This is a genomic window from Clostridium sp. YIM B02555 (assembly GCF_022320955.1).
Lineage (GTDB): Bacteria > Bacillota > Clostridia > Clostridiales > Clostridiaceae > Clostridium > Clostridium saccharoperbutylacetonicum.
Map to the genome: position 1 here is coordinate 232,487 of NZ_JAKJJY010000006.1, position 23,610 is coordinate 256,096.

General features: G+C 29.6%; 15 protein-coding genes. 14 read left to right on the forward strand and 1 reads right to left on the reverse strand.

The annotated features are described in order from the left end of the window. The first annotated feature begins 80 nt into the window (after positions 1–80). From L3B98_RS11390 to L3B98_RS11440, 11 genes are all read left to right on the forward strand, one after another. The gene (locus L3B98_RS11390) at positions 81–2,444 is read left to right on the forward strand and encodes a diguanylate cyclase (RefSeq protein WP_238916696.1); all 2,364 of its coding nucleotides are present in this window, start codon (positions 81–83) and stop codon (positions 2,442–2,444) included. 423 nt (positions 2,445–2,867) lie between these two features. Next, positions 2,868–5,534 carry a sigma-54-dependent transcriptional regulator gene (locus L3B98_RS11395; protein WP_015395431.1) on the forward strand — a complete coding sequence of 889 codons (2,667 nt, stop codon included), beginning with the start codon at positions 2,868–2,870 and terminating at the stop codon, positions 5,532–5,534. A gap of 623 nt (positions 5,535–6,157) precedes the next feature. Further along, positions 6,158–6,478 carry a PTS lactose/cellobiose transporter subunit IIA gene (locus tag L3B98_RS11400; RefSeq protein WP_015395430.1) on the forward strand — a complete coding sequence of 107 codons (321 nt, stop codon included), beginning with the start codon at positions 6,158–6,160 and terminating at the stop codon, positions 6,476–6,478. 42 nt (positions 6,479–6,520) lie between these two features. Then, positions 6,521–6,829 carry a PTS sugar transporter subunit IIB gene (locus L3B98_RS11405; protein ID WP_238916697.1) on the forward strand — a complete coding sequence of 103 codons (309 nt, stop codon included), beginning with the start codon at positions 6,521–6,523 and terminating at the stop codon, positions 6,827–6,829. A gap of 247 nt (positions 6,830–7,076) precedes the next feature. Further along, the gene (locus L3B98_RS11410; RefSeq protein ID WP_015395428.1) at positions 7,077–8,384 is read left to right on the forward strand and encodes a PTS sugar transporter subunit IIC; all 1,308 of its coding nucleotides are present in this window, start codon (positions 7,077–7,079) and stop codon (positions 8,382–8,384) included. 161 nt (positions 8,385–8,545) lie between these two features. Beyond that, positions 8,546–9,736, forward strand: a complete 1,191-nt coding sequence (locus L3B98_RS11415) for a prolyl oligopeptidase family serine peptidase (protein ID WP_238916698.1) — start codon at positions 8,546–8,548, stop codon at positions 9,734–9,736. 304 nt (positions 9,737–10,040) lie between these two features. Then, positions 10,041–11,405 (forward strand): 6-phospho-beta-glucosidase, encoded by a 1,365-nt coding sequence (locus L3B98_RS11420; RefSeq protein ID WP_238916699.1) that lies wholly within the window; start codon positions 10,041–10,043, stop codon positions 11,403–11,405. 6 nt (positions 11,406–11,411) lie between these two features. Further along, positions 11,412–12,275, forward strand: coding sequence for a Cof-type HAD-IIB family hydrolase (locus L3B98_RS11425; RefSeq protein WP_238916700.1), 864 nt, complete (start codon positions 11,412–11,414; stop codon positions 12,273–12,275). A 138-nt stretch (positions 12,276–12,413) separates the two neighbouring features. Then, positions 12,414–13,874: a 6-phospho-beta-glucosidase gene (locus L3B98_RS11430; RefSeq protein WP_238916701.1), complete on the forward strand. Its 1,461-nt coding sequence runs from the start codon at positions 12,414–12,416 to the stop codon at positions 13,872–13,874. A 490-nt stretch (positions 13,875–14,364) separates the two neighbouring features. Then, positions 14,365–16,782 carry a glycoside hydrolase family 3 N-terminal domain-containing protein gene (locus L3B98_RS11435; protein ID WP_238916702.1) on the forward strand — a complete coding sequence of 806 codons (2,418 nt, stop codon included), beginning with the start codon at positions 14,365–14,367 and terminating at the stop codon, positions 16,780–16,782. A gap of 607 nt (positions 16,783–17,389) precedes the next feature. Then, a complete protein-coding gene (locus tag L3B98_RS11440; RefSeq protein ID WP_077366399.1) occupies positions 17,390–18,127 on the forward strand; it encodes a MurR/RpiR family transcriptional regulator in 738 nt (245 codons plus the stop codon). Between the two features lie 39 nt (positions 18,128–18,166). On the opposite strand, the gene L3B98_RS11445 is transcribed toward L3B98_RS11440, so the two are convergent. Further along, positions 18,167–20,863: a sigma-54-dependent transcriptional regulator gene (locus tag L3B98_RS11445; protein WP_238916703.1), complete on the reverse strand. Its 2,697-nt coding sequence runs from the start codon at positions 20,861–20,863 to the stop codon at positions 18,167–18,169. A gap of 407 nt (positions 20,864–21,270) precedes the next feature. On the opposite strand from L3B98_RS11445, the gene L3B98_RS11450 reads away from it, so the two are divergent. The 3 genes from L3B98_RS11450 to L3B98_RS11460 all read left to right on the forward strand — a co-directional run bounded on the left by L3B98_RS11450 (position 21,271) and on the right by L3B98_RS11460 (position 23,573). Then, positions 21,271–21,591, forward strand: a complete 321-nt coding sequence (locus L3B98_RS11450; RefSeq protein WP_015395420.1) for a PTS lactose/cellobiose transporter subunit IIA — start codon at positions 21,271–21,273, stop codon at positions 21,589–21,591. Between the two features lie 122 nt (positions 21,592–21,713). Further along, positions 21,714–22,022, forward strand: a complete 309-nt coding sequence (locus L3B98_RS11455; protein WP_015395419.1) for a PTS sugar transporter subunit IIB — start codon at positions 21,714–21,716, stop codon at positions 22,020–22,022. 210 nt (positions 22,023–22,232) lie between these two features. Continuing rightward, complete coding sequence (locus L3B98_RS11460) at positions 22,233–23,573, forward strand: PTS sugar transporter subunit IIC (protein ID WP_275298401.1); 1,341 nt, start codon at positions 22,233–22,235, stop codon at positions 23,571–23,573. Positions 23,574–23,610 lie beyond the last annotated feature (37 nt).

Consider the following 23,610-nt stretch of genomic DNA (forward strand, 5'->3'; position numbering starts at 1 on the left):
ATAAAAATATATAAAAAAATATCAAAATTTGTTAAAATTAATATATAGATTTATTAATTATATGGTAATGGGGTGTTAGCATGAATGTAAGGAGGAAATTTATTGTTTTTTCTACATTATGGGGGATAGTACCTGTAATTGTTTTGACAAGTATATATATTGCAAATTTTAAGACTAAAGGCATGGAACTGATTAAGCAAAATATAGTAACATTTAGTAACGATCAAGCTGTGAGTATTGAAGCGTTTTTTCAACGAAATATAAATAATAACAACGTTATTTCAGATTCTCTAGTGGTTAGAGAATTGTTAGAAAATTCAAATAATGTAATGAGTGATGAAAACATAAAAAAATTTAATGATGTAGTTAATAAAGATTCCTTTTCAATTAGGCAAATGCTTTTTAATAAGCAAGGTAAAATAATTGCAGCAACAGATAATATCTATAAAAACTTTACTTTGTCAGAAGATGAAATGAAAAGACTTGAAAATAGTGAATTGGTTATAACAGATATTGTAGAAGGAAATGATTTTAATAATTATATGAAAAGTGCAATAATAGCAAGTCCAATATTTTTTGACGGCCAATATAAAGGCTTTATAGTTAATGTAATAAATATGAATTATTTTGATACTCTTGTTCGTAGGGCACATTTATTTAAGAGTGGTGAAATTACAATAGTAGATAAAAATGGAATTACTGCAGCAAGTAATAGCAGTGGTTTTAAAGAAAATATTAATAATAGTGTAAAGTCAAGTAATTTACAGGTGGAGTGGGAAAAAATAGAATTTGACAATAAACCGCAAGGAACTATAGAATTTACTATAAATGGAATTGAAAAAATAGGATATTATAAAAAAATTAATAACTCTGGATGGATAGTGTTAAGTGATGTTGATTTGGCTGAGTTTAAAGAACCTATTAATAAAAGTTTAGAGGAAGTAAGTATATTTTCAATATTAATTTTTCTACTTGTTATAAGTGCAAATGCATTTACAATAAATGAATTTTCGAAGCCAATTAATAGTTTATTAAAAGCAATTGGAGAAATAAAAAATGGAAATTATGAGGATAGATTTATATATAATAAGAAGGATGAATTTGGTGAAATAGCAACAGCCTTTAATGAATTGATTGATGAAGTACAGAATAATAGAAAATATATTGAAGATAAAAATAGGCAGCTGAAATCTTTAACCTCAAATATTCCTGGAGGTGTTCATCGACATATATTAATAAATGGAAAATATTACATGGACTTTCTGAGCAGTGGATATCTAAAAATTATAGGCTATAAAAGGAGTGAATTAAATAAATTACTAGGTAAAAATATACTTGACATAATTTATGAAGCAGACCATGAGCGTGTTAAAAGAGAAATTGACGAACAAATAAGTAAAGATGATAAATTTACTGTGGAGTATAGGATAAGGCGCAAAGATGGAAGTGTTATTTGGGTGCTTGATAAGGGGCGAATAATTAAAGATAACGATGGTAAAATCTTTAGCTACAATGTAGCAATGGATATAAATGATTCTAAAATAGCTTTAGAAAAACTTAAATTAAGCGAAGAAAGATATAGAATAATCACATCTCAAACGGATAACATAATATTTGAATGGAATGTTAAGGAAGATACTGTTCATTATTATGGAAATTTGAAAAATAGAAGTAATTTGAAGCAAGTTTTTGAAAATGCTACAAAGAAACTATATGATACAGATTATATTCATATTGAGGATAAAAAGGTATTTGGGAAAATGCTAAATGAAATAGTTATTGGAGAAGTTTATAAAGAAACTGAAATTAGAATGAAAATAGATGATGAGTATATTTGGCATAAAATAAGAATTACCGCTATGTTTGATGAAAATGGGGATATTTCTAGAGCTATAGGTATAATTATAGATATAGATAAGGAGCGGAAAGAAAATGAAGAACTTTTATTTAAAGCAGAAAGAGACAGTTTAACTGGTTTGTACAATAAAGGAACAACAGAAAGACTTATTGAAGAATATATTAATAATAGTAAGGGCAGTATGGGAGCATTATTTCAAATAGACTTAGATAATTTTAAATCAATTAATGACAACTTGGGACATTTAGCTGGAGATTTTGTTTTAACGAATATGTCTTCCATGTTAATAGAGATCTTTAGTGAAAATTCTATTGTTGGAAGAATAGGTGGAGATGAATTTGTAGTGTTTTTAAAAGATGTAGAATCAGAAGAATTAATTTATAGGAAGGCAGAGCAGTTAGTGCTTGGCTTTAGGACAAATTTTACTAAGGAATTCTTAAATTACAAATTATCTGGTAGTATAGGAATTGCAAAGTATCCAGAACATGGTGAAAATTTTCAGGATTTATATATTAAAGCCGATAAAGCAACATATTTAGCAAAGAATAAAGGTAAAGATAATTATTGTATTTTTGAAGAAAATTAATTAATAAATAATAATATTTGTGTTTTGGTATCAAAGTGCATTAACTAGGATTAGAGTGTATATCTATATTAGAAATTAAAAATAGTTATTATTATAATATATTTAATTTCACTAGATTAATACTCGATTCTAGCTTGTGCCTTGGATATTTCTAGTTTTTTGTTTAATAAAATTGTAATATGTGATATAGTTTTTACTATATAAATTAAATAATGAGTTTTAAATACATAAGGTTGTATAATTAAGGTAAGATTTATATGTTAATGGGGTATATTGCAATTAACATTCTATTTTTTAATAGTTAAGGTTTGATAGGGGATAAAGAAATATCCAGATTAGTTGTTGATTGAATATTGAGTATTCACCATTAATAATTGCAAATATATATGACAGAAAATAGTGTCAAAAGGGGGTAACTAGTTGATGAAGAGAATTGATTTGATTCTAATGAAACTTAAAGAAAAAAAGGACTTGGATTCAAGTGGAATTTCAGCATCGGAGATTGCAGAAGAATTAAACATTAGCAGAGCAAATGCAAGTAATGATTTAAATAAATTGGTGAGTGAAGGAAAAGCAATTAAATCAAAAGGAAAGCCAACGTTATTTATGGCTGTGGATGAAGAAAACGTTCCCCCTGATATATCAGTTATAAATAAATTTTCGGAAGTTAATCCTAGTTTATATTCAGCGGTAGAGCAGGCTAAAGCAGCTATACTATATCCACCGAATGGGATGAATATTTTGCTGCTAGGGGAAACTGGTGTTGGTAAGTCAACTTTCGCAGGGTTAATTTATAAATATGCAATTGAAATGAAAGTGAAGTCCGAAGAAAGTCCATTTATTACATTTAATTGTGCAGATTATGCAAACAATCCCCAATTATTGTTAGGACAATTGTTTGGGGTAAAAAAAGGAGCTTATACAGGTGCGGATTTTGATAAGGTAGGTCTTATTGAAAAGGCAGATGGAGGAATTTTATTTTTAGATGAAGTGCATAGGTTACCCGCTGAAGGACAAGAAATGTTTTTTACATTTATGGATAGGGGAGTTTATAGAAGACTAGGAGAAACAGATAGTGAAAGAAGTGCAAATGTTCTTATAATAACAGCAACAACTGAAGATCCAAATGCTGCTTTGCTTAAAACTTTCACTAGAAGAATACCGATGGTTATAACTATACCTGCTTTACGAAATAGAGGTATGGAAGAAAGATTTAATCTTATAAAACAATTTTTGCTTGAGGAATCTGGAAGACTTGGGAGAAGTATTACAGTGTCCATTAATTCCATAAAGGCATTCTTATCTTATAATTGTGAGAATAATATAGGACAACTAAAATCAGATATTCAGCTTGCTTGTGCTAAAGCATATGCTGATTTTCTTTCGAATAAGAAAGATGCTATAAAAATAAATAGTTTAGATTTGCCTTCGTATATTAGAGAAGGATTGTATAAGGAAGTAGAACATAGACAGTTGTGGAATAAATTAATTGATATAAATAAAAGATATTTTATTTTTGATAAAGATGAAGATAGAGAAATATTTGAAGAAAATGCAACTGATGATAATATTTATGAAATGTTAGACTTAAGAACAAATGAACTTAAGGCAAGAGGAATTAAAGGGGTAAAACTCGAAGAGGAAATTGAAAGAGATATAGAAGATTATTTTAAAAAGTATATTAGCAAGGTTGATATGTCTAATATTAAAAACATTATAGAAAAAGATGTTATGAATGTTATAGAAGAAGTTATTCATTTTTGTGAAGAGGAATTAGAAATCAATCTAGATAAAAAAATAAACTATGGATTAGCAGTCCATATCAGTAATTCAATTGATAGAATAAGAAGAAATAAAAAAATAGTAAATCCTAAATTAAGCAGTATAAGAGAAGAACATAGAAAAGAATTCAATGTTGCTGTCGATGCTCTAAAGATAATAGATCGGGCTATAGATGTAAATATGCCAATTGATGAAGCCGGTTTTATTGCTATGTTTTTAAGTTACAATTATGGAAGCTTAAAATATAAGCAAAATGATGTTTTAGTAATTGTAATTGCACATGGAGTAAGCACAGCAACTTCAATGGCAGATGCAGTGAATAGTCTTCTTGGTACAAAGAATGTTGTTGGAATTAATGCGCCTATAGAAGAAAAACCAGAAAACATACTAGGAAAGACTATAGATTATATAAAAAAAAATGAAATTAAATCTGATATATTATTTTTGGTGGATATGGGGTCTTTAACAACCTTTGGACAAGAAATAGAAAATACATTTAATATAAAAACAAGAACAATACCACTTGTTAGTACTCTGCATGCGTTAGAGGCAACTAGAAAGTCTATGATGGGGTATTCGTTAGATGAAATTTATAGAGAAACCCTTGAAGTTAACAGTTTATATGAAGAAAATGCCTTGGAGCATAAACAAGAAAAAGAAGAAAAGAGATTGGCGATAGTTACTGTATGTACGACTGGTGAAGGTGGTGCTAAAACACTTAAGAAATTATTAGAACGTAATCTGACTTTTGATAAAAAATTGCTCGACATTGTTCCAATAAATCTTGTTGGAAAAGAAAGCATCTATGAAAGAATTGAAAAACTAAGTATAAAATATGAAATTATTTGTTTTGTAAGTCCTTTTGAATTAGAGGTGCAGAGTCCTCAATTTATGTTAGATCAAATAATAGATGGGCAAAGCACTAGTGGTATGCAGAAAATTATTGATGTTGAGGAAACATATTTAAAAATGGAGGATACTCTAGAAAATACTCTAGAAAACAGTGATGGAAGAACTGTATTAAAACATATAAAGAAATTTATTAAGAATATTGAAGAAGAATTGAAGACTAATATAAGTACTAATATTCTTATTGGGATAACCTTGCATATAGCTGCTATGATAGATATGTCTATTGAAAAAAAGACTATAATTGAATTCGAAGGAAAAGATAAATATATTAAAGATAATTTGAATTTATATAAAATAGTTAAAAATGCATTTATGCCAATTAATACTAAGTATTCAATAAATGCTTCAGAAGAAGAAATATGTTGTTTGATGAATTTTTTTAATCCAAGAATTTAAATTAATTGATAAGTTGTAAGTGAAGGACTTTTTAAAGTACACGAATAACTTATCAATTTTTTTATAAAGATATCCAAAGCGAGAATTAGACATATGCGGAACTTACCGAAATTAAACACATATTTATTACAGCGGACTAATGAAATTTTCGCTGGATAGGTTCTAAGTGGAAGGTTGCACCCATTTCTGCATGTTCCTAAAATAAATTTATGACAAGCAGAAAATGGAACAACCTTCCACTAACAACCATCACAGCTTAATTTCATATGCCGCTTGCACAAATATGTATCTAATTTCTAGTGTAGTGTTACGATTATAATTTCTTAATGATGCATGTATATTCCATTTATAAGTTAAACTTTTAAATTGGATATCTATAAATAAAACACATTAACAATGTGTTTCGATACTTTTTATGAAAAATAAAACACATTAAAACCTTTACAATAATTGTCGAAAGACACGAAAACGTTTAAAACACTGGGATTGTAAAAAGTTGAAAAATTTTTTTGATTATTAAAAACTTGGCACGGTTATTGCTTTATATATATGCATAAGATAAATAAAACAAAATGATGTTTGAATAAATTAAAAAAATATAGAAGCAAAGTGAGGAGTTAACTATGGAAGAAATGGAAATGGCAATTATGAATATAATAATTAATGCTGGAGATTGCAAAAATCACGCTTATATGGCTCTTAACAATGTAAATGAAGGGAATTATGAGGAAGCTGATAAAGAAATGGAATTAGCCAATGATGCATTAGCTAAAGCTCATGATGGTCAAACGATGTTTCTTCATAAAGAAGCAAATGGTGAAAAGATAGATATGTCAGTGTTGTTTGTGCATGCACAAGATCACCTTATGACAGCAATAACAGAAAAAAATTTGATAGAACAAATAATAGAACTAAGAAAAATTGTAAATACTTTAATTAAGTAATAAATTTCATTAAATAATTTTATATTTCAGGAGGAAAAGATTATGATAACAATTAGATTATTTTGCGCAGCAGGAATGTCAACAAGCCTTTTGGTTAATAAGATGAAAGATGCAGCTAAGGCTAAAGGAATAGAAGTGGATATAGAGGCTTTCCCAGAAGGACAAATGGATAAGCATTTAAATAATGTACAGGTTGCTCTATTAGGACCACAAGTTGGGTACACATTAGCAAAGGCTAAAAAGATCTGTGAACCATTAGGAATTCCAGTAGACGTTATACCAATGGTTGATTATGGAATGATGAATGGACAAAAAGTATTGGATTTTGCATTAAAATTAGCTGGAAAATAAATTTGTGCGATTTGATGATATTTCCGTTTAGTCATTAGCTAGATGGAAATATCACAAAATAATAAAAGCTTATTATTTAGTTTGTATATGGCTATGTTATTTGTTGATTGTCAAATGTATACAATTACATAGGCGGATGCAGCTTTAAATAAGATAATAATAAATTCAAAATGTTTATTATTATTTATATATTAATATCACGGTTTTATATTTATCATCTTATATTTAATTTTAAGGAGGAATTATTATGTCATCATTTGGAAGCACTTTAAATGAAAAAGTAATACCAGTAATTATGAAATTCGTTGGCTTAAAAGGTATTGTAGCATTAAAAGACGGTATCTTGTATACGTTGCCAATAATCATGGTAGGATCAATATTCCTATTATTAGCACAAATTCCATATAAGCCTTTTAATGATTGGATGGCTAGTATGATGGGAGCGGGATGGACAGAACCTTTATTACAAGCTTATGGTTCTAGTTTCGCTATAATAGCACTTATTGCAGTTGTTGGTATAGCATATACATATGCTAAAAACGATGGACATGAACCTTTATCATCAGGAATCATAGCACTTGTAGTATTTTTGTTAACAATGAATGCTTCTGTTACAACTCCTGAAGGGGTAACAGTAGGAAATGTTATCAATAAAGATTTTATTGGTGGAAAAGGTATGGTTACAGCTATCATCATTGGTTTACTTGTTGGAGCAATTTATTCATGGTTTATGGCTAAGAAAATTACAATTAAGATGCCAGCAGGTGTTCCACAAGGGGTTGCAAATTCATTTGCAGCATTAATACCAGCAGCTGTTATAATCACAGGTGCAACAGTTTTATATGCAGTACTTAAATATGGAATGAATACAACATTTATTGAATTAATCTATAAAGTGATTCAAACACCATTACAAGGTATTTCAGATTCTTTAGGTGGAGTTTTAGTAATGTCATTCTTAATCCCATTCTTATGGTGGTTTGGAGTTCATGGTTCAACAATCGTGGGTGGTATCATGACAGGAATATTAACTTCGAATACATTAGAAAATCAAGCTATAATTCAAAGTGGAAAAGAACTTACAATAGCAAATGGTGGTCATATAGTAACACAACAATTCTTAGATAACTTTGTTAGTATGACAGGCGCAGGTGTGACAATAGGACTTGTATTATGTATGATTATCTTTGGTAAATCAGCACAAAGTAAAGAATTAGGTAAATTAGCTATAGTACCAGGATGTTTCAATATTAATGAACCAGTTACATTTGGTACACCAATAGTAATGAATCCATTTATGGCAATACCATTTATTATTAGTCCAATGGTAACAAGTTTACTTACTTATTTAGCAATTTCCACAGGAATGGTTCCACTATTCACAGGAGTAATGGTTCCATGGACAACTCCACCAGTAATCTCAGGATTCATATTAGGTGGATGGAGAACAGCATTATTACAAATTGTAATTATGGCAATATCATTCTTTATTTACTTACCATTCTTCAAGAAGCAAGATGCTATCAATGTTAAGAATGAGCAAGCAGCACAATAATAGATAAAATTACAAAATAAATAATATATAATAAACCTAATATATCTTTGTAAATCACTTAGATATATTGGGTTTATTTAAAAGGTTACATATATACAATTTGAACTACTTTTATAATAATAAAGCCATATATAATTTTAAAAATGTAGGGGGAACTTTAAATGAATAAATTTATAAAACCACTTGTAAGTATGTTGACAGTGTGTGCAATTTTATCATTTTCAACTGCAGCTAAAGCTTTAGATTCAGCTGGAACTGCTCTTAATAATCAAATTGAAAAAATAGAAGCATCAGCTCCAACAAGTGATTTTGGAAATCAAGTTAAATCAATTCAAATAACAGTTAAAGATGCATCAAATTATAATTTCAAAGCTTCTGATTTCCATATAGAATTTCCAACTGTAGTTAATGGAGCTACTCAAATATCTAAACAGGCAGTTAAAGATATAAAAATAGAAGGAAATAAGATTACTTTAAGTTTTGATGCATTTGCATACAATCAAAAATTTAATATAGTATGTGATGCTAATTCTAAGCTTAATTTTAACAAGGATAATATTAAATTTGATTTAGGAGATGCAGATAAGTTTTTAAAAAGAACATATCAAGGAAGTTATACAACTCAAACTTTGAATTATCGACTATTTGTGCCTAAAACCACTGAAAAAGCTCCATTAGTTTTAGTCCTTCATGGTGGTGGAGAAATTGGAAGCGATAATGAAGCACAATTAGTAGCGAATGATATGGTGACAGGCTTTGCTTCTGATGCACAACAAGCTATTCACAAGGCTTATGTTGTAGCACCTCAATTGCCTGCTGAATTAAAGGTTAATGTGGCAACTACAGGAAAATTAGGTTGGAATGAAGAAAAAGTGAAACCAGCTTTAATTGAAATTATAAAAGGTTTGGAGAAAGAATATCCTAATATAGATCAATCTCGTATTTATGTTGCAGGATGTTCAATGGGAGCAATGGGAAGCTGGGGATTAATTACTACTTATCCTGACTTTTTTACAGCAGCTATGCCTGTATGTGGACAAGGAGATATAGCGTTAATGGATAAAGTTAAAAATTTACCAATTTGGGCATTTCATGCAACAAATGATCCTATAGTTCCAATGTATGGACAAAAAGATCAATATAAATATAACAATAATATTATAGGAACAAAAACATTAGTATATAGACTAAAAGAGTTAGGCAGCAATATTAAATTTACAGAATACTCAACTGAAGATATGCTTAAAGCTGGAGTGCCAGTAGATAAAAATGTTGCATATAATCATTTTGCTTGGGTACCAGCATTTAATAATCAAGAGGCTATTAATTGGTTGTTTAGTCAAAAGAAATAAAATTTGCATTTAAATACTTAGAAAGTCTTAAAATCCTAATAAAGGTTTTAGGACTTTTTTATTATAATACAAAAAGCATAAAACAACTTGTTTCAGAAAAAAACAAATAACTAAAAATCAGCATGTGTCACTAAAACTTCAATAATGAACTAATTATCTGAATTTTGTGATATATTTATGTCAAGAAAAAGCAGTAAAAATATCAGTTCACAGTTTACAATTTACAGTTTACAGTTGAAGGTTTTTAACCTCAATCGTAAATTGTGCCCTGTAAACTGTAAACTGCCAAAGTGGAGGTTGAATTATGAAAAAGAAAAAAATCAAAATAGTTACTATTGGTGGTGGCTCAAGTTACACTCCTGAATTAATTGAAGGTTTTATAAAAAGAAAAGATGAACTACCAATTAAAGAAATTTGGCTTGTTGATATTGAAGAAGGAAAAGAAAAATTAGAGATAGTTGGTGCTATGGCTCAAAGAATGGTTAAAGCAGCAGGCCTTGATTGGAAGGTTAATTTAACTTTAGATAGAAGAAAAGCTCTTAAGGGAGCAGATTTTGTATCTACTCAATTTAGAGTAGGTCTTTTAGATGCGAGAATTAAAGATGAAAGAGTTCCTTTAAGTCATGGAATAATTGGACAAGAAACTAATGGTGCTGGTGGAATGTTTAAAGCATTTAGAACAATTCCAGTAATATTAGACATAATAGATGACATGAGAGAATTATGTCCAAATGCATGGTTAGTTAACTTCACAAATCCATCAGGTATGGTAACAGAGGCTGCTATAAAATATGGTGGATGGGATAGAACTGTTGGTTTATGTAATGTTCCAATAAATTGTATGTTTATTGCTAGTGAAACCTTAGATGTTCCGCTAGAAGAATTAACTTTTAAATTTGCAGGATTAAATCACTTCCATTGGCATAGAGTATGGGATAAAGAAGGAAATGAAAGAACAGAAGAATTAATAGGAAAATTATATGATCCAGCACAAAAGAAGAAACCTAAAAAGGATTCAGGCGTTGCTAATATAAAAGACATTAAATTTAATTATGAGCAAGTTCAAGATTTAGGAATATTACCATGCCCATATCACAGATATTATTATATTACAGATGACATGTTAAAAGACGAACTTGAAGAATTCAAAAAAGGTGAAACTAGAGCAGAAGTCGTAAAGAGAACTGAAGCAGAATTATTTGAATTATACAAAGACCCTAAATTAGATTATAAACCTGAACAATTAACTAAGAGAGGTGGAACTCATTATAGTGATGCTGCTTGTGAATTAATTGCTTCAATATTCAACGATAAGAAGACGACTATGGTAGTTAGTACAAAAAATAATGGTGCAATAAGTGATTTGCCATATGATTCTATTGTAGAAGTATCAAGTATAATAACAGCAAATGGACCTCAACCTTTAAATTGGGGAAAATTTGATCCAGCACCAAGAGGAATGGTTCAAATAATGAAGGGAATGGAAGAAACAACAATTTCAGCAGCAGTTACAGGAAATTATAATAAGGCTCTTCACGCATTTACAATAAATCCATTAGTTCCAAGTGGACAAATTGCCAAAGATTTATTAGATGAAATGTTACTTGCACATAAAAAACACTTGCCACAATTTGCTGAAAAAATAGAAACCCTAGAGAAAAATAAATAATAAATTATGATAAAATTCATTGTATCAGATATGGATGGAACCTTACTTGGAAGAAATAATGATATACCTGAAGAAAATTTAAAGGCTATAAGAAAAGCAGAAGAAATGGGAGTACAGTTCGTAATTGCAAGTGGAAGAATGTATGAAGATATTAAGCCATTTCTTGATAGGTATAATTTAAAGTGTGAATGCATAGTGCTAAATGGTGCAGAATATAGAGATAAAGATGGAAATGTATTAGAAGGAATTTATATGGACCAAGGTAAGCTTAAGGACATTTTAGAGGTAATAAAAAGAAATGGACTTAATGTTGAGATATACACGGATAAAGGATTATATACTATTAATACTAAAGAAGAATCTTTAAAAGGAAGTGTACTTAGGGTCCAATATTTTAATCCAGAAGTTACAAATCATGAAGAAATTCTTAAGAGAGCAAAAGAAGAGCATCATTTTCCGATTTTAAAGTATATTGATAATATAGATGAATTTTTAAGTAAAGATATTAAAATAGGAAAAATTGAGTCCTATGGTGAATGTGAAGATAAGATTTTAAAATTAAAAGAAGAGCTTAAAAACATAGATGGGCTTGCAATTGCATCAAGTATTGCAATTAATTTAGAAATAAATCACATAGAAGCTCAAAAAGGAACTATATTGTCTAAGATTTCAGATAAAAAGAGAGTAAAAAAAGAGGAAGTTGTTGTAATTGGAGATGGGTTTAACGACTATTCAATGTTTACTGAATTTCCTATATCCTTTGCTATGGAAAATGCAATTCCTGAGATAAAAGAAATAGCAAAATATATAACAGATGCAAATTATAATTCTGGAGTGGCTAAAGCTGTTTATAAAATTTTACACCTATAAAAAGAGCAGCTATGCACATCTGAAAAGAGTGGCTTTGCCATAACAGTGAACTTTTCTGCAATTAAGGTCACTTCACAAATAAACTTATACAGTTAACTGTAAATTGTAAACTGTAAACTGAAGAAAGTGGGTATAAAAATGTTAAATAATAAATTTCAAGGATTACCAAAGAATTTTTTATGGGGAGGAGCTACAGCTGCTAACCAATTTGAAGGTGGATATAGAGAAGGTGGAAAAGGTCTTAGTACTGCTGATGTTATGACAGGAGGTACTCATACAACTCCAAGAAGAATAACACCGGAATTAGAAGAAGGAACTTATTATCCAAGCCACGAAGCAATAGATTTTTATCATCATTATAAAGAAGATATAAAACTATTTGGTGAAATGGGCTTTAAGACTTTTAGAATGTCTATAAATTGGAGCAGAATTTTCCCAAATGGTGATGATATGACTCCAAATGAAGAAGGGCTAAAATTTTACGATGATGTATTTGCAGAATTAAGAAAATATAATATTGAACCATTAGTTACAATTTCTCATTACGAAACTCCATTTGGATTGACTAAGAAATATAATGGATGGGCTAGCAGAGAAGTAATTGATTGCTATGTTAGATATTGTGAAACAATATTTAATAGATATAAAGATGTGGTAAAATATTGGCTTACATTTAATGAAATAAACTGTTTAACTATGCCTTTTGGTTCGTTTATGGGTGGAGGAATTTTATTAAATGATGGTGGTGAACTTGCATTTGATAAAGAAACTCAAGATAGCAAACAGATAAGATTCCAAGCACTTCATCATCAATTTATAGCAAGTGCGAAAGCTGTTAAATTAGGGCATGAAATTAATAAAGATTTTAAAATAGGTTGTATGATTGCATATATGGCATCATATCCTTATACTTGTAATCCAGAAGATGTATTTTTGAATCAAGAAAAAGATAATTTAAATAATTTCTTATGTTCTGATGTACAAGTAAGAGGTGCATACCCAGGATTTGCAAAGAGATTTTTCAGAGATAATAACATTGAAATTAAGATGGAAGAAAATGATGAAGAAACATTAAAAGAAGGATGTGTGGATTTCTATACATTTAGTTACTATATGTCAAACTGTGTAAGTTCAGATCCGGAATTAGAAAAGACTTCAGGAAACATATTAGGTGGTGTAAAGAATCCATATCTTAAAGCAAGTGACTGGGGATGGCAAATTGATCCTAAGGGTTTAAGATGGACATTAAATAATATCTACAACAGATATCAAATTCCATTAATGGTTGTGGAAAATGGTTTAGGTGCTGTGGATGAAGTTGAAGCAGATGGCTCAATTAATGATGATTATAGAATTGACTATTTAAGAGCACATATTGAAGAAATGAAGGAAGCTGTAAATGATGGAGTTGAATTAATTGGATACACTCCTTGGGGATGTATAGATTTAGTAAGTGCATCAACAGGGGAAATGAAAAAGAGATATGGCTTCATTTATGTAAATAAAGATAATGATGGAAATGGAGACATGAGCAGAGCTAGAAAGAAGAGCTTCTTCTGGTATAAGAAAGTTATTGAAAGTAATGGAGAAGAACTTTAGGCAGTTAACAGTTCACAGTTATAGGTAGGATGAAAATTCTTTGAATTTTCTTAAATTATATAGTGCAAGTTCCAGAGGAAATCTGGAGCTTGCACTATTTTAATTTTCTTTTTTATATAAGGTAGAAATAAGTGAGAGTGAAATTGAAAAAGATATTATGTTTAAGTAGAACTAAGTAGTGAAAAAATTAAATACCTTTGTGATTTTTAAAAATAAAACACATAGCAAAGAGTGTTATTTGATTTGAACTAAATAACACACATAATAACACACATTGCATAATACTGGAAGTATCTAAAATAGAGACTTTAAAAGTGAAATAATACCATATGTAAAAAAATAGGAACTGGCATAAAAATTGCTATGAATATAAGTGGAAACAATTTACTAGTTATATACAGAATAAAATGTTTTAAAAAGAGTTTTGTTTATAATAAAGTAAAAATTGCGAAATAACATAAAATATAATTAGAGGTAGGGGGAAATATTTGTGAAAAGAAAAAAGTTAATAGCAAATCTACTTTTAGGAGCAGTAATTTCCAGTCAATTTATGTTTACAACAATAGCAAAGGCTGCTGATCCAGTGAAATACACAGAAAAAGAAGTTACTGATGGGAAGACTACTTATATGTTGGTTACAAATCCTAATAATGGGAAGGAGCTTGGGTATTCAAAAAATTCAGGTGTTAAATTAATTGAACAAAAAGATGGTAATTATACTTATGCCTTTAAAGATTTAAACAAAAACGGGAAGCTAGATAAATTTGAAGATTGGAGATTAGATTCAGATACCAGAGCAAAAGATTTAGCTAAATCTCTTACAGTAAATCAAATAGCAGGACTTATGCTTTTTAGTGCCCATGAAAAAACTATAGAAGCAGGACTTACAGATGCCCAAAAAAAATATCTTTCAGAAGATAATTTAAGAGCAGTATTAAATGCAGGAAGTAATAATACTGAAGCAGCAGTGACCTGGAATAATCAAATGCAGGCTTATGTTGAAAGTCTACCATGCCCAATTCCAGTGAATTTCAGCTCTGATCCTCGTAGTACTGCAGGTTCAGGAGATCAATATTCAAATGCTATATCAGGAAAGGATGTTTCTTTATGGCCTTCTAACCTTGGTCTTGCTGCTACCTTTGATACTAATATAATGTATGAATTTGCAAAAGATGTATCAGCAGAATATAGGGCAATGGGGATAGCTACTGCTTTAGGACCACAAATCGATTTAGCAACAGAACCAAGATGGTTGCGTGTATATGGAACCTTTGGAGAAGATACTAAGCTTGCAACAGATATGGCAGAGGCTTATGTAGATGGGTCTCAATCAACTTATGATAAAGATGGAAAAGATCTAGGCTGGGGAAAAGATTCAATCAACTGTATGATTAAACATTGGCCAGGGGATGGAGCTGGAGAAGGTGGACGTGAATCTCATATGATGACTGGAAAATATGCTGTATATCCAGGAAATAATTTCAGCGAGCACTTAAAACCATTTACTGAAGGTGGATTAAAGCTTAAAGGGAAAACAGGTTCAGCTACTGCTGTAATGGATTCTTACTCTATAGGATTAGATGCCAAAGGAAATCCAATTGGAGAGCAAGCAGTAGGAAGTGCTTACAATAAGGAAAAAATGAGTATACTTCGCGATAAAAATAAATTTGATGGCGTTGTTTGCACAGACTGGGGAGTAACAGCAACACCACCAACTCCTTTTGGAAAAGGTTTTGGAATGGCATGGGGAGAAGAAAACAAGACAGTTGATGAACGTCACTATGATGTGCTTATGAATGGCGTTGATATGTTTGGCGGAAATAATAATTCAAAACCTGTTATTGCTGCTTATAATATGATGGTTAAGAATAATGGAGAGGCATGGGCACGTAATCGTTTTGAACAATCAGCAGTTCGTCTTTTGAAGCTTATGTTTAATCCAGGATTATTTGAAAATCCATATCTTAACTTAAACAATTCATTAAGCATAGTTGGAAGTAAAGAAAAGAAAGAAGATGGGTATAATGCTCAACTTAGTTCAATAGTTATGCTTAAAAACTCAAATAACACAATTAAAGTTGATAATGGTTCAGCTAAGAACAAGAAAGTTTACATTCCAATGACATATACAAAAGCAATTAAGAGTGCTTTTGGTACATCTGAAGCCGCTTGGAGTGAAACAATGACAATTAATGTGGCTAAAAATTACTTTAAAGAAGTAGTTACAGATATTCCAGTTAAAGATGCAAGTGGAAATATAACTGGATATAAGGCGCCGGATCTTTCAGATGTTGATTTAGTTATAGTAGGCATGAGCAGTCCTAACAATGGAAGTAATTTTTCATATGCAGGACTTTCAGTAGATGCAGCTGGAAATAAAAAATTCTATCCTCTTTCATTGCAATATTCAGATTACGTGGCTAAAGATGGGCGTAAAGTTTCTATAAGTGGAGATAAACTTGCAGATGGAACTAAAGAAAATCGCTCATATAACGGCAATACCTCAAGTATTTATAATTCTTATGACCTTGAGGCTATGGTAAATGCTAAAGCTGCTATTAAGAAAAGTGGTAAAAACATTCCGATTATTTGTGCTATGAAAGCAAGTAATGCTGTTTGTTTTGGAGAGTTTGAAAAATTGTGTGATTCAATAGTAGTTGGATTTTCCGTAAGTGATGCCGCATTATTAGATGTTATTACAGGTAAATTTGAACCAAAAGGATTGCTTCCAATTCAAATGCCTAAAGATATGACTACTGTTGAGAAGCAATTAGAAGATGTTGGACTTGATATGGAATGCTATAAAGATAGTGATGGACATGTATATGATTTTGCATTTGGACTTAATTATAGTGGTGTTATAAATGATTCAAGAGTATCAAACTATAAGCACACAAATAACAAATAGAGCAAAGTGATTAAAACTTAAAAAATATGGATATCCAAAGCGAGAATTAGACTTATGCAACAATTACCGAAATCAGATACATTTATCTTCCACAGGACTAGTGAAATTTTCGCTGGAAGGTTCTAAGTGGAAGGTTGCACTCATTTCTGCATGTTCCTAAAGTAAATTTATGACAAGCAGAAAATGAAACAACCTTCCACTAATAACCATCATCAGATCAATTTCACATGCCTGCTTCCAGAAAAATGTATCTAATTTCTAGTGCAGTGTTACGATTATAATTTCTTGATAATGCATACATATTCCATTTATAAGTTTGATTATTAATTTGGATATCTATAGAACTTTTTAAATTTAGACTAACAAAGAGAGGTTTCAATTAGCAATAAGTTAATAAGAAATTCATTTAAAAGAGGTTCTGGAATTTAAGTGTAAAATTTAAATTTTAGAACCTTCTTTTTTCTAGAAATAATGTCAATGTTTAAATGAGCTCAATATGTTGTTCATAACTTATCCAGTGCCAGAATTTTTGTAGGGAATATAAAAAAAACACTAAATAGGGTATAATTAAATAGACATATTTATGAAAGAAGAGGTTGATTAAATTATGTTTAACTATGAAATTATACAAAGTTTAAATGATTTGGAACTAATGCTATATAGATATATAATGAAAAATGCAGATAAAGTTGTTTATATGAGGATTAGGGAATTGGCAGATGAAGCACATGTATCAACGACTACAATACTTAGGTTTTGTAAAAAGGTTGACTGTGAAGGGTATTCAGAATTTAAAATAAAATTGAAAATGCATATTCAAAAAAATGAAAGTAATAAAATAAATGATGATACTTCTATAATAATAGATTTTTTTAAAAAGTTAGATAATAGTGAATTAGAAAAGAAATTAAATACTCTTTGTGATTTAATTAAAGCAGCTAATAATGTTATATTTATAGGAACTGGGACATCAGGAATACTATGTAAATATGCAGCTAGATATTTTTCTTCAATAGGTAGATTTGCAATGTATATTGATGATCCATATTTCCCAAGAAATTATAAAATGTACGAAGATTCTATAATAATAGCCATATCAGTATCAGGAGAAACAGCGACTGTTATTGACCATATAAGTAATTTAAAGAGAGAAAATAGTACAATTGTAAGTATTACTAATAGTGAAAATTGTACTATAGCCAAGATATCTGACCTTAACATATCGTATTATGTTCAGAGAGAAAGGATAGGAATTAGTGATATAACAACTCAAATACCTGTGTTGTACATAATAGAAAGTATCGGAAAAAGGTTACATAATAAAGTTGTGGATTCACATATGTAAATATGGGCAATTATCATTTATGATAATTGCCCTATCTTCTTATTTGTGTTTGAACTTATCTTTTAATTTTGGCTCTGCATTTAATAATAATTTCATTAAATAGCATATTTCATCATCACATATATCAAGTTTGTATTTATTATTAATAAAGCCTAAATTTTCTTTTATTAGTGTATATAAGTCAATATATTCTGCTATATAATTGTCTCTTTCAGGATAAATAGCAGGATTATTCTCATTTCTCAATCGTCCAATAACAAAGGCTATGTGAAGAATTATTCCAACGGTAACTTCTTCTAATAATTTTATAGAAAGCTTAGTCTCTAGTAAATTTAAGAACTTAGTTACATCATTAAATAATTCGACACCATCTATGTTATTAACATTTTCCTTTATAATTTTAGGTATGTTGATCATTGTAGTTTTTGAATCAATAGCAGCTTGTAATTCCTTTAGTACATCCATATCAAAAACTTCATACATAGTATATTGTTTTATTTTTGAACTTACAGGGAAAGAAGAAACTATAAATAATATTTCATTTTCTTTTTGGAGATTGAGAATTTTTTCTTTAAAGTAATTTTTGTCCAAGCAATTTAAGCATACTATTTCAAAATAATCGCTATTCAATCTAAGATTACTAAGTAAAAAATTCTTAATTGCAATAGCTGCTCCTTCACCAGTTAAGCATGCAGTGATTATTAGGATTTTATCCCGATTTTCTGATGTATGACTTACATTTTTATGCATTTCCACATAAGAATTAACCATAAGCACATCGTTATAAATTTCATCTAAAGATGAACCTAGTAGCGCTTTTCTAGCAGCTTCTAATACATGTAATGTTGAGACAAGAGATATTACTTTTATGTCAACATTTAAATCTTTCTTTATTGTATCTGCAAAAGTTGTTAATGATCCCATATCAACTAATAATAGGTAGCCTGCAGAAGTAGGATTATTTTCAATACATTTCTTTAACTGATCTAGTACTTTAGAAGGTGCAACATCAATTGGTGCATTAATTGGGAGCACATAATCTTCTCCTAAAAGACTGCTTGAGACATTTGCCATTGAGGTAGCAGTGGAGTCTCCGTGAGCGATAAGTATAACTTTTGCTTTATCTTGGGCCATAGAATTAAAAGTATTATCTGGTATTAAAAATAAAGTTAAGTATCCAGCTTCATCTATTGGAATAGATTTATTAATATAATTTTCTATAATTTCTTTAATTTCAATTGCTGTACTAAACTCTAAAGGATACAAATCTTTAATCTTATTTAAATTAGTGTTTATTATTATCTTATCATTGTTGATTCTGTTTATTAAAGTATTAATATGTAGCGCAAAAGCTGTGTAAAGATTATTATCAAAAGTAATATTTAGTTTTTGCGAAGCATAATCTATTATTTCATCAAAACAGTCTAAAATACCTTCATCGATGATAGTCAATAAATTCTTTTTGTTGGCTTCTTTAGAGACTTCAGAATTATTTTTGCTAAAATGTTTTGCAATATCTTTTTCAAGTATATTTTCAATATCAATATCAGAAATATCTAAGGATTTTAATTTTTCAAGTTTATTTTCTATAAAATCATAAATTGTGTTATCTACATTATTAAAAATGGTATTGGTATCTTCATTTGCACCGTTGAATCTGAAATATTCAATTTCCTCACTCATTAATTTATTCCATAAAACACGGTGTTCTTTTTCTTTATAAAGTCCTTCTTTTATATAATGTGGTAACATTCCACTGTGAACTCTTACATCTGTTTTTTGGTTAGTTAAAAATTCTGAATATGCTTTTGCACAAAGTAGTTGAACATCACTCTTTAATTGACCAATATTATTAGGGCAGTCATAAGATAGTAAAGCTCTAAGTGAATTAAGAGAAACATATATTTCTTTATTAATACGAATACTTTCATATTTGAAGAAACTTTTAATTAGAAATAATCTCTCATCTAGAGTCCTATCTTTAAGACAAGGAATATTTATTATAATTGGAATTCTTCTTGTAAAAGTGTTTAGCAAAGTAGAATTTGGATCCTCTGTTGTAGCAGAAATTATTAGAACATCTGATTTTCTTATCTCTGAATCTCCAATTCTCCTAAAGGTTCCAGTATCTAAAAATATAAAAAGAGCTTCTTGACCTTCTGGAGGCAGTCTATGAATTTCATCTAAAAATAATATCCCACCATCGGCCTGCTCAATTAAGCCTGTTTTATCAGACTCAGCTCCTGTATAAGCACCTTTTTTTACTCCGAATAATTGAGAAGTAAGTAATTGAGGATTATTACTATAATCTGCACAGTTAAATACAATAAATGGAGAATCTTCGGGTTTTACTTTCATTTCTAAAGCATAGTTATGCATTAATGAAGCAAACATTGATTTACCAACACCAGTGCTACCTAATATTAAACAATTCATACCCTTCGGAGGGTATAAAATAGCAGCTTTTGCTTGTTCAATAGAATCTTTGAGAGATGTATTAGTTTTGGCTAATAGATCTAACTGTGATTCAGTAGGTGTATTTTCATCATTTGTAATAAAGAATAAAACAGGTCTTCCAGATGATTTCGATAATTTACCTTCCTTACATAATTCATTTAGTTCATGACTTAAATTGGCTCTGGACATATTAATTAAAGAAGCTAGTGTTTTAGTATCAATTCCATTTGGATTGTTTAATTGAAGTATTTTTCGATATACTAAGTCTTTTTTCGCCATAGTTTTCCTCCTAATGTATACTATATATGCGATTAGTGTATATAAAATCGAGCATTTACATGTATTATATGGAAATAGTACCATATACTTATTAATAAGGTCAAACAATATTTATATAGTGTTTAAGCAAACAAAGAATAAGTCTTAAACACTATAAAAAAGTTATTAAACACTAATAAAAATGTACAAACAGTAATTAAAATAGAATTAAACAGAAAAAAATAATAAAAAAACTTGAAAGACTTTTTTTATTTAACAAAATGACTTGAACATAGATAATATCAAGCATCTACATTGTATATTATAAAGCATAACATTTAAAAATAAAAGTTATTTTTTAGTGTTTGGCATGAGTATTGCTTTATATATTTGCATAAAGTAGTAAAGCATAAAATGGAGGAATGTAAATGGAACCGTTAGAGATGGCAATTATGAACATAATAATAAACGCAGGAGATTGTAAAAATCATTCTTACATGGCCCTTAACCTTGTAAACGAAGGTAAGTATGAAGAAGCTGATAAAGAAATTGTATTAGCAAATGATGCATTGGCTAAGGCTCATGATTCTCAGACAGAAATGCTTCAAAAGGAAGCAGCTGGAGAGAAAATAGAATTATCAGTATTATTTGTTCATGCACAAGATCATTTAATGACAGCTATAACAGAAAAAAATCTTATTCAACAAATTATGGAATTAAGAAAAGTTGTTAATACATTAGCTAAATAAGTTCATTAAACAATATAGATTTGCATAAAATGTTAAGAAGACATTATAACATAATGCCGAGATATAGCATTTCAAAATATCTTTAAATCTATCTATTAATCTATTATAAGGAGGAAATAAATATGGTAACAATCAAATTGTTTTGTGCATCAGGGATGTCAACTAGTGTTTTAGTTAACAAAATGAAAGAAGCAGCTAAGGCTAAAGGTGTAGAAGCTGAAATTGTAGCTTTTCCAGAATCTCAAATGGATAAACATTTAGATAGCATGGATGTGGCTTTATTAGGACCACAAGTTGGTTATACATTAGGAAAAGCAAAAAGCCTTTGTGATCCAAAAGGAATTCCTGTAGAAGTAATTCCAATGGTTGATTATGGAATGATGAATGGAACTAAAGTTTTAGATTTAGCTTTAAAACTAGCGAATAAATAAAGTAAGTTACTTATATGGTATTAAGTAATTTAATTGATTTATAAGCAGGATGTCACCTATATAACTGTATTATATACAGTTATATGATGTCTTCAAACATGTGAAAACGATATTAAAGAATAACATTTTATTTATGTGTCAATAATAACAAATTTATTATTTGTAATTATTTATATTATAATCTTAATTAAATACAAGGGGGAAAATATTATGTCAATGAGTCAAACGTTGAACGAAAAAGTAATACCAGTGGTTATGAAATTCGTTAACCTTAAAGGTATTCAAGCACTAAAAGATGGTGTATTATACACAATGCCACTACAAATCATAGGTTCATTATTCCTATTAATAGCCGCTTTTCCAATTAAAGCATTCACAGATTTTATGACTGCTACATTTGGAGCAGGATGGACTGATCCGTTATATAAAATTCAAGGTAATACAATGAGTATTATGGCTTTAGTTTCTGTTATTTCAATAGCTTATGTTTATGCTAAGAATGAAGGACATGAACCTTTATCAGCAGGAGTAATGTCATTATCTGTATTTTTAATTACAACTTCTGATTCAGTAAACTTCACTCCAGAAGGAACAAAAGATGTATTTTCAGTTGGGTCAGTTATACCAAAGGCCTGGGTTGGTGGTCAAGGTATGGTTACTGCAATTATAATTGGTTTAATTGTTGGTGCAACATATTCTTGGTTTATGAAGAAGGATATTAGAATTAAAATGCCAGAAGGTGTACCAACAGGTGTAGTTTCAGCATTCTCAGCTTTGATTCCAGCTGCAGTTATGTTCACAGCTGCTGGTGTTGTATATGCAGCTCTAAAATGGGGAGGAAATACAACATTTGTTGAATTAATCTATAAAGTTATTCAAACACCATTACAAGGTTTATCAGATTCATTAGGTGGAGTTATAGTGATTGCATTCTGTATTCCATTCTTATGGTGGTTTGGTGTACATGGTGCAACTATAATGTCAGGTATAGTTGGAAGCTTATTAGGCGCTAATATGTTAGCAAATACAGAACTTCAAAAAGCAGGAACTTTAGATCTTGCACATGGAGCTCATATAGTAACTTCTCAGTTCTATGATAACTTTATAAACATGGCAGGTTCTGGTCATACTCTTGGTTTTGTTCTTTGTATGGTATTATTCGCAAAATCAGCTCAATTTAAACAATTGGGTAGATTAGCTATAGCACCAAACTTATTCAATATAAATGAACCAATTTTATTTGGTACTCCAATAGTAATGAATCCAATTATGGCTGTACCATTCATAGTTTGTCCTGTATTAACAGCAATATTAATGTATCTTGCAATTGCAAGTGGATTACTTGCACCAATGGGAGGAGTAACTCCACCTTGGACAGTACCACCAGTCATCTCAGGATTATTAATAGGTGGTATTCCATATGCATTAGCACAATTGGTTATTTTAGTAATTGATACAGCTATCTATCTTCCATTCTTTAAGAAGGCAGATTCTATGGCTTATGCAGATGAAGTAGCTGCACAACACCATACAGATAGCGTACAAGCTTAGAATTAATTAGCCCTTTTATTAACAATTTAAAATATAT

What these genes read in the sequence shown, in the direction of transcription:
- L3B98_RS11440 (WP_077366399.1), top strand. Translation starts at nt 17,390, where the DNA reads ATGTTTAACTATGAAATTATACAAAGTTTAAATGATTTGGAACTAATG.
- L3B98_RS11420 (WP_238916699.1), top strand. Translation starts at nt 10,041, where the DNA reads ATGAAAAAGAAAAAAATCAAAATAGTTACTATTGGTGGTGGCTCAAGT.
- L3B98_RS11450 (WP_015395420.1), top strand. Translation starts at nt 21,271, where the DNA reads ATGGAACCGTTAGAGATGGCAATTATGAACATAATAATAAACGCAGGA.
- L3B98_RS11410 (WP_015395428.1), top strand. Translation starts at nt 7,077, where the DNA reads ATGTCATCATTTGGAAGCACTTTAAATGAAAAAGTAATACCAGTAATT.
- L3B98_RS11430 (WP_238916701.1), top strand. Translation starts at nt 12,414, where the DNA reads ATGTTAAATAATAAATTTCAAGGATTACCAAAGAATTTTTTATGGGGA.
- L3B98_RS11455 (WP_015395419.1), top strand. Translation starts at nt 21,714, where the DNA reads ATGGTAACAATCAAATTGTTTTGTGCATCAGGGATGTCAACTAGTGTT.
- L3B98_RS11390 (WP_238916696.1), top strand. Translation starts at nt 81, where the DNA reads ATGAATGTAAGGAGGAAATTTATTGTTTTTTCTACATTATGGGGGATA.
- L3B98_RS11445 (WP_238916703.1), bottom strand. Translation starts at nt 20,863, where the DNA reads ATGGCGAAAAAAGACTTAGTATATCGAAAAATACTTCAATTAAACAAT.
- L3B98_RS11415 (WP_238916698.1), top strand. Translation starts at nt 8,546, where the DNA reads ATGAATAAATTTATAAAACCACTTGTAAGTATGTTGACAGTGTGTGCA.
- L3B98_RS11460 (WP_275298401.1), top strand. Translation starts at nt 22,233, where the DNA reads ATGTCAATGAGTCAAACGTTGAACGAAAAAGTAATACCAGTGGTTATG.
- L3B98_RS11400 (WP_015395430.1), top strand. Translation starts at nt 6,158, where the DNA reads ATGGAAGAAATGGAAATGGCAATTATGAATATAATAATTAATGCTGGA.
- L3B98_RS11425 (WP_238916700.1), top strand. Translation starts at nt 11,412, where the DNA reads ATGATAAAATTCATTGTATCAGATATGGATGGAACCTTACTTGGAAGA.
- L3B98_RS11395 (WP_015395431.1), top strand. Translation starts at nt 2,868, where the DNA reads ATGAAGAGAATTGATTTGATTCTAATGAAACTTAAAGAAAAAAAGGAC.
- L3B98_RS11405 (WP_238916697.1), top strand. Translation starts at nt 6,521, where the DNA reads ATGATAACAATTAGATTATTTTGCGCAGCAGGAATGTCAACAAGCCTT.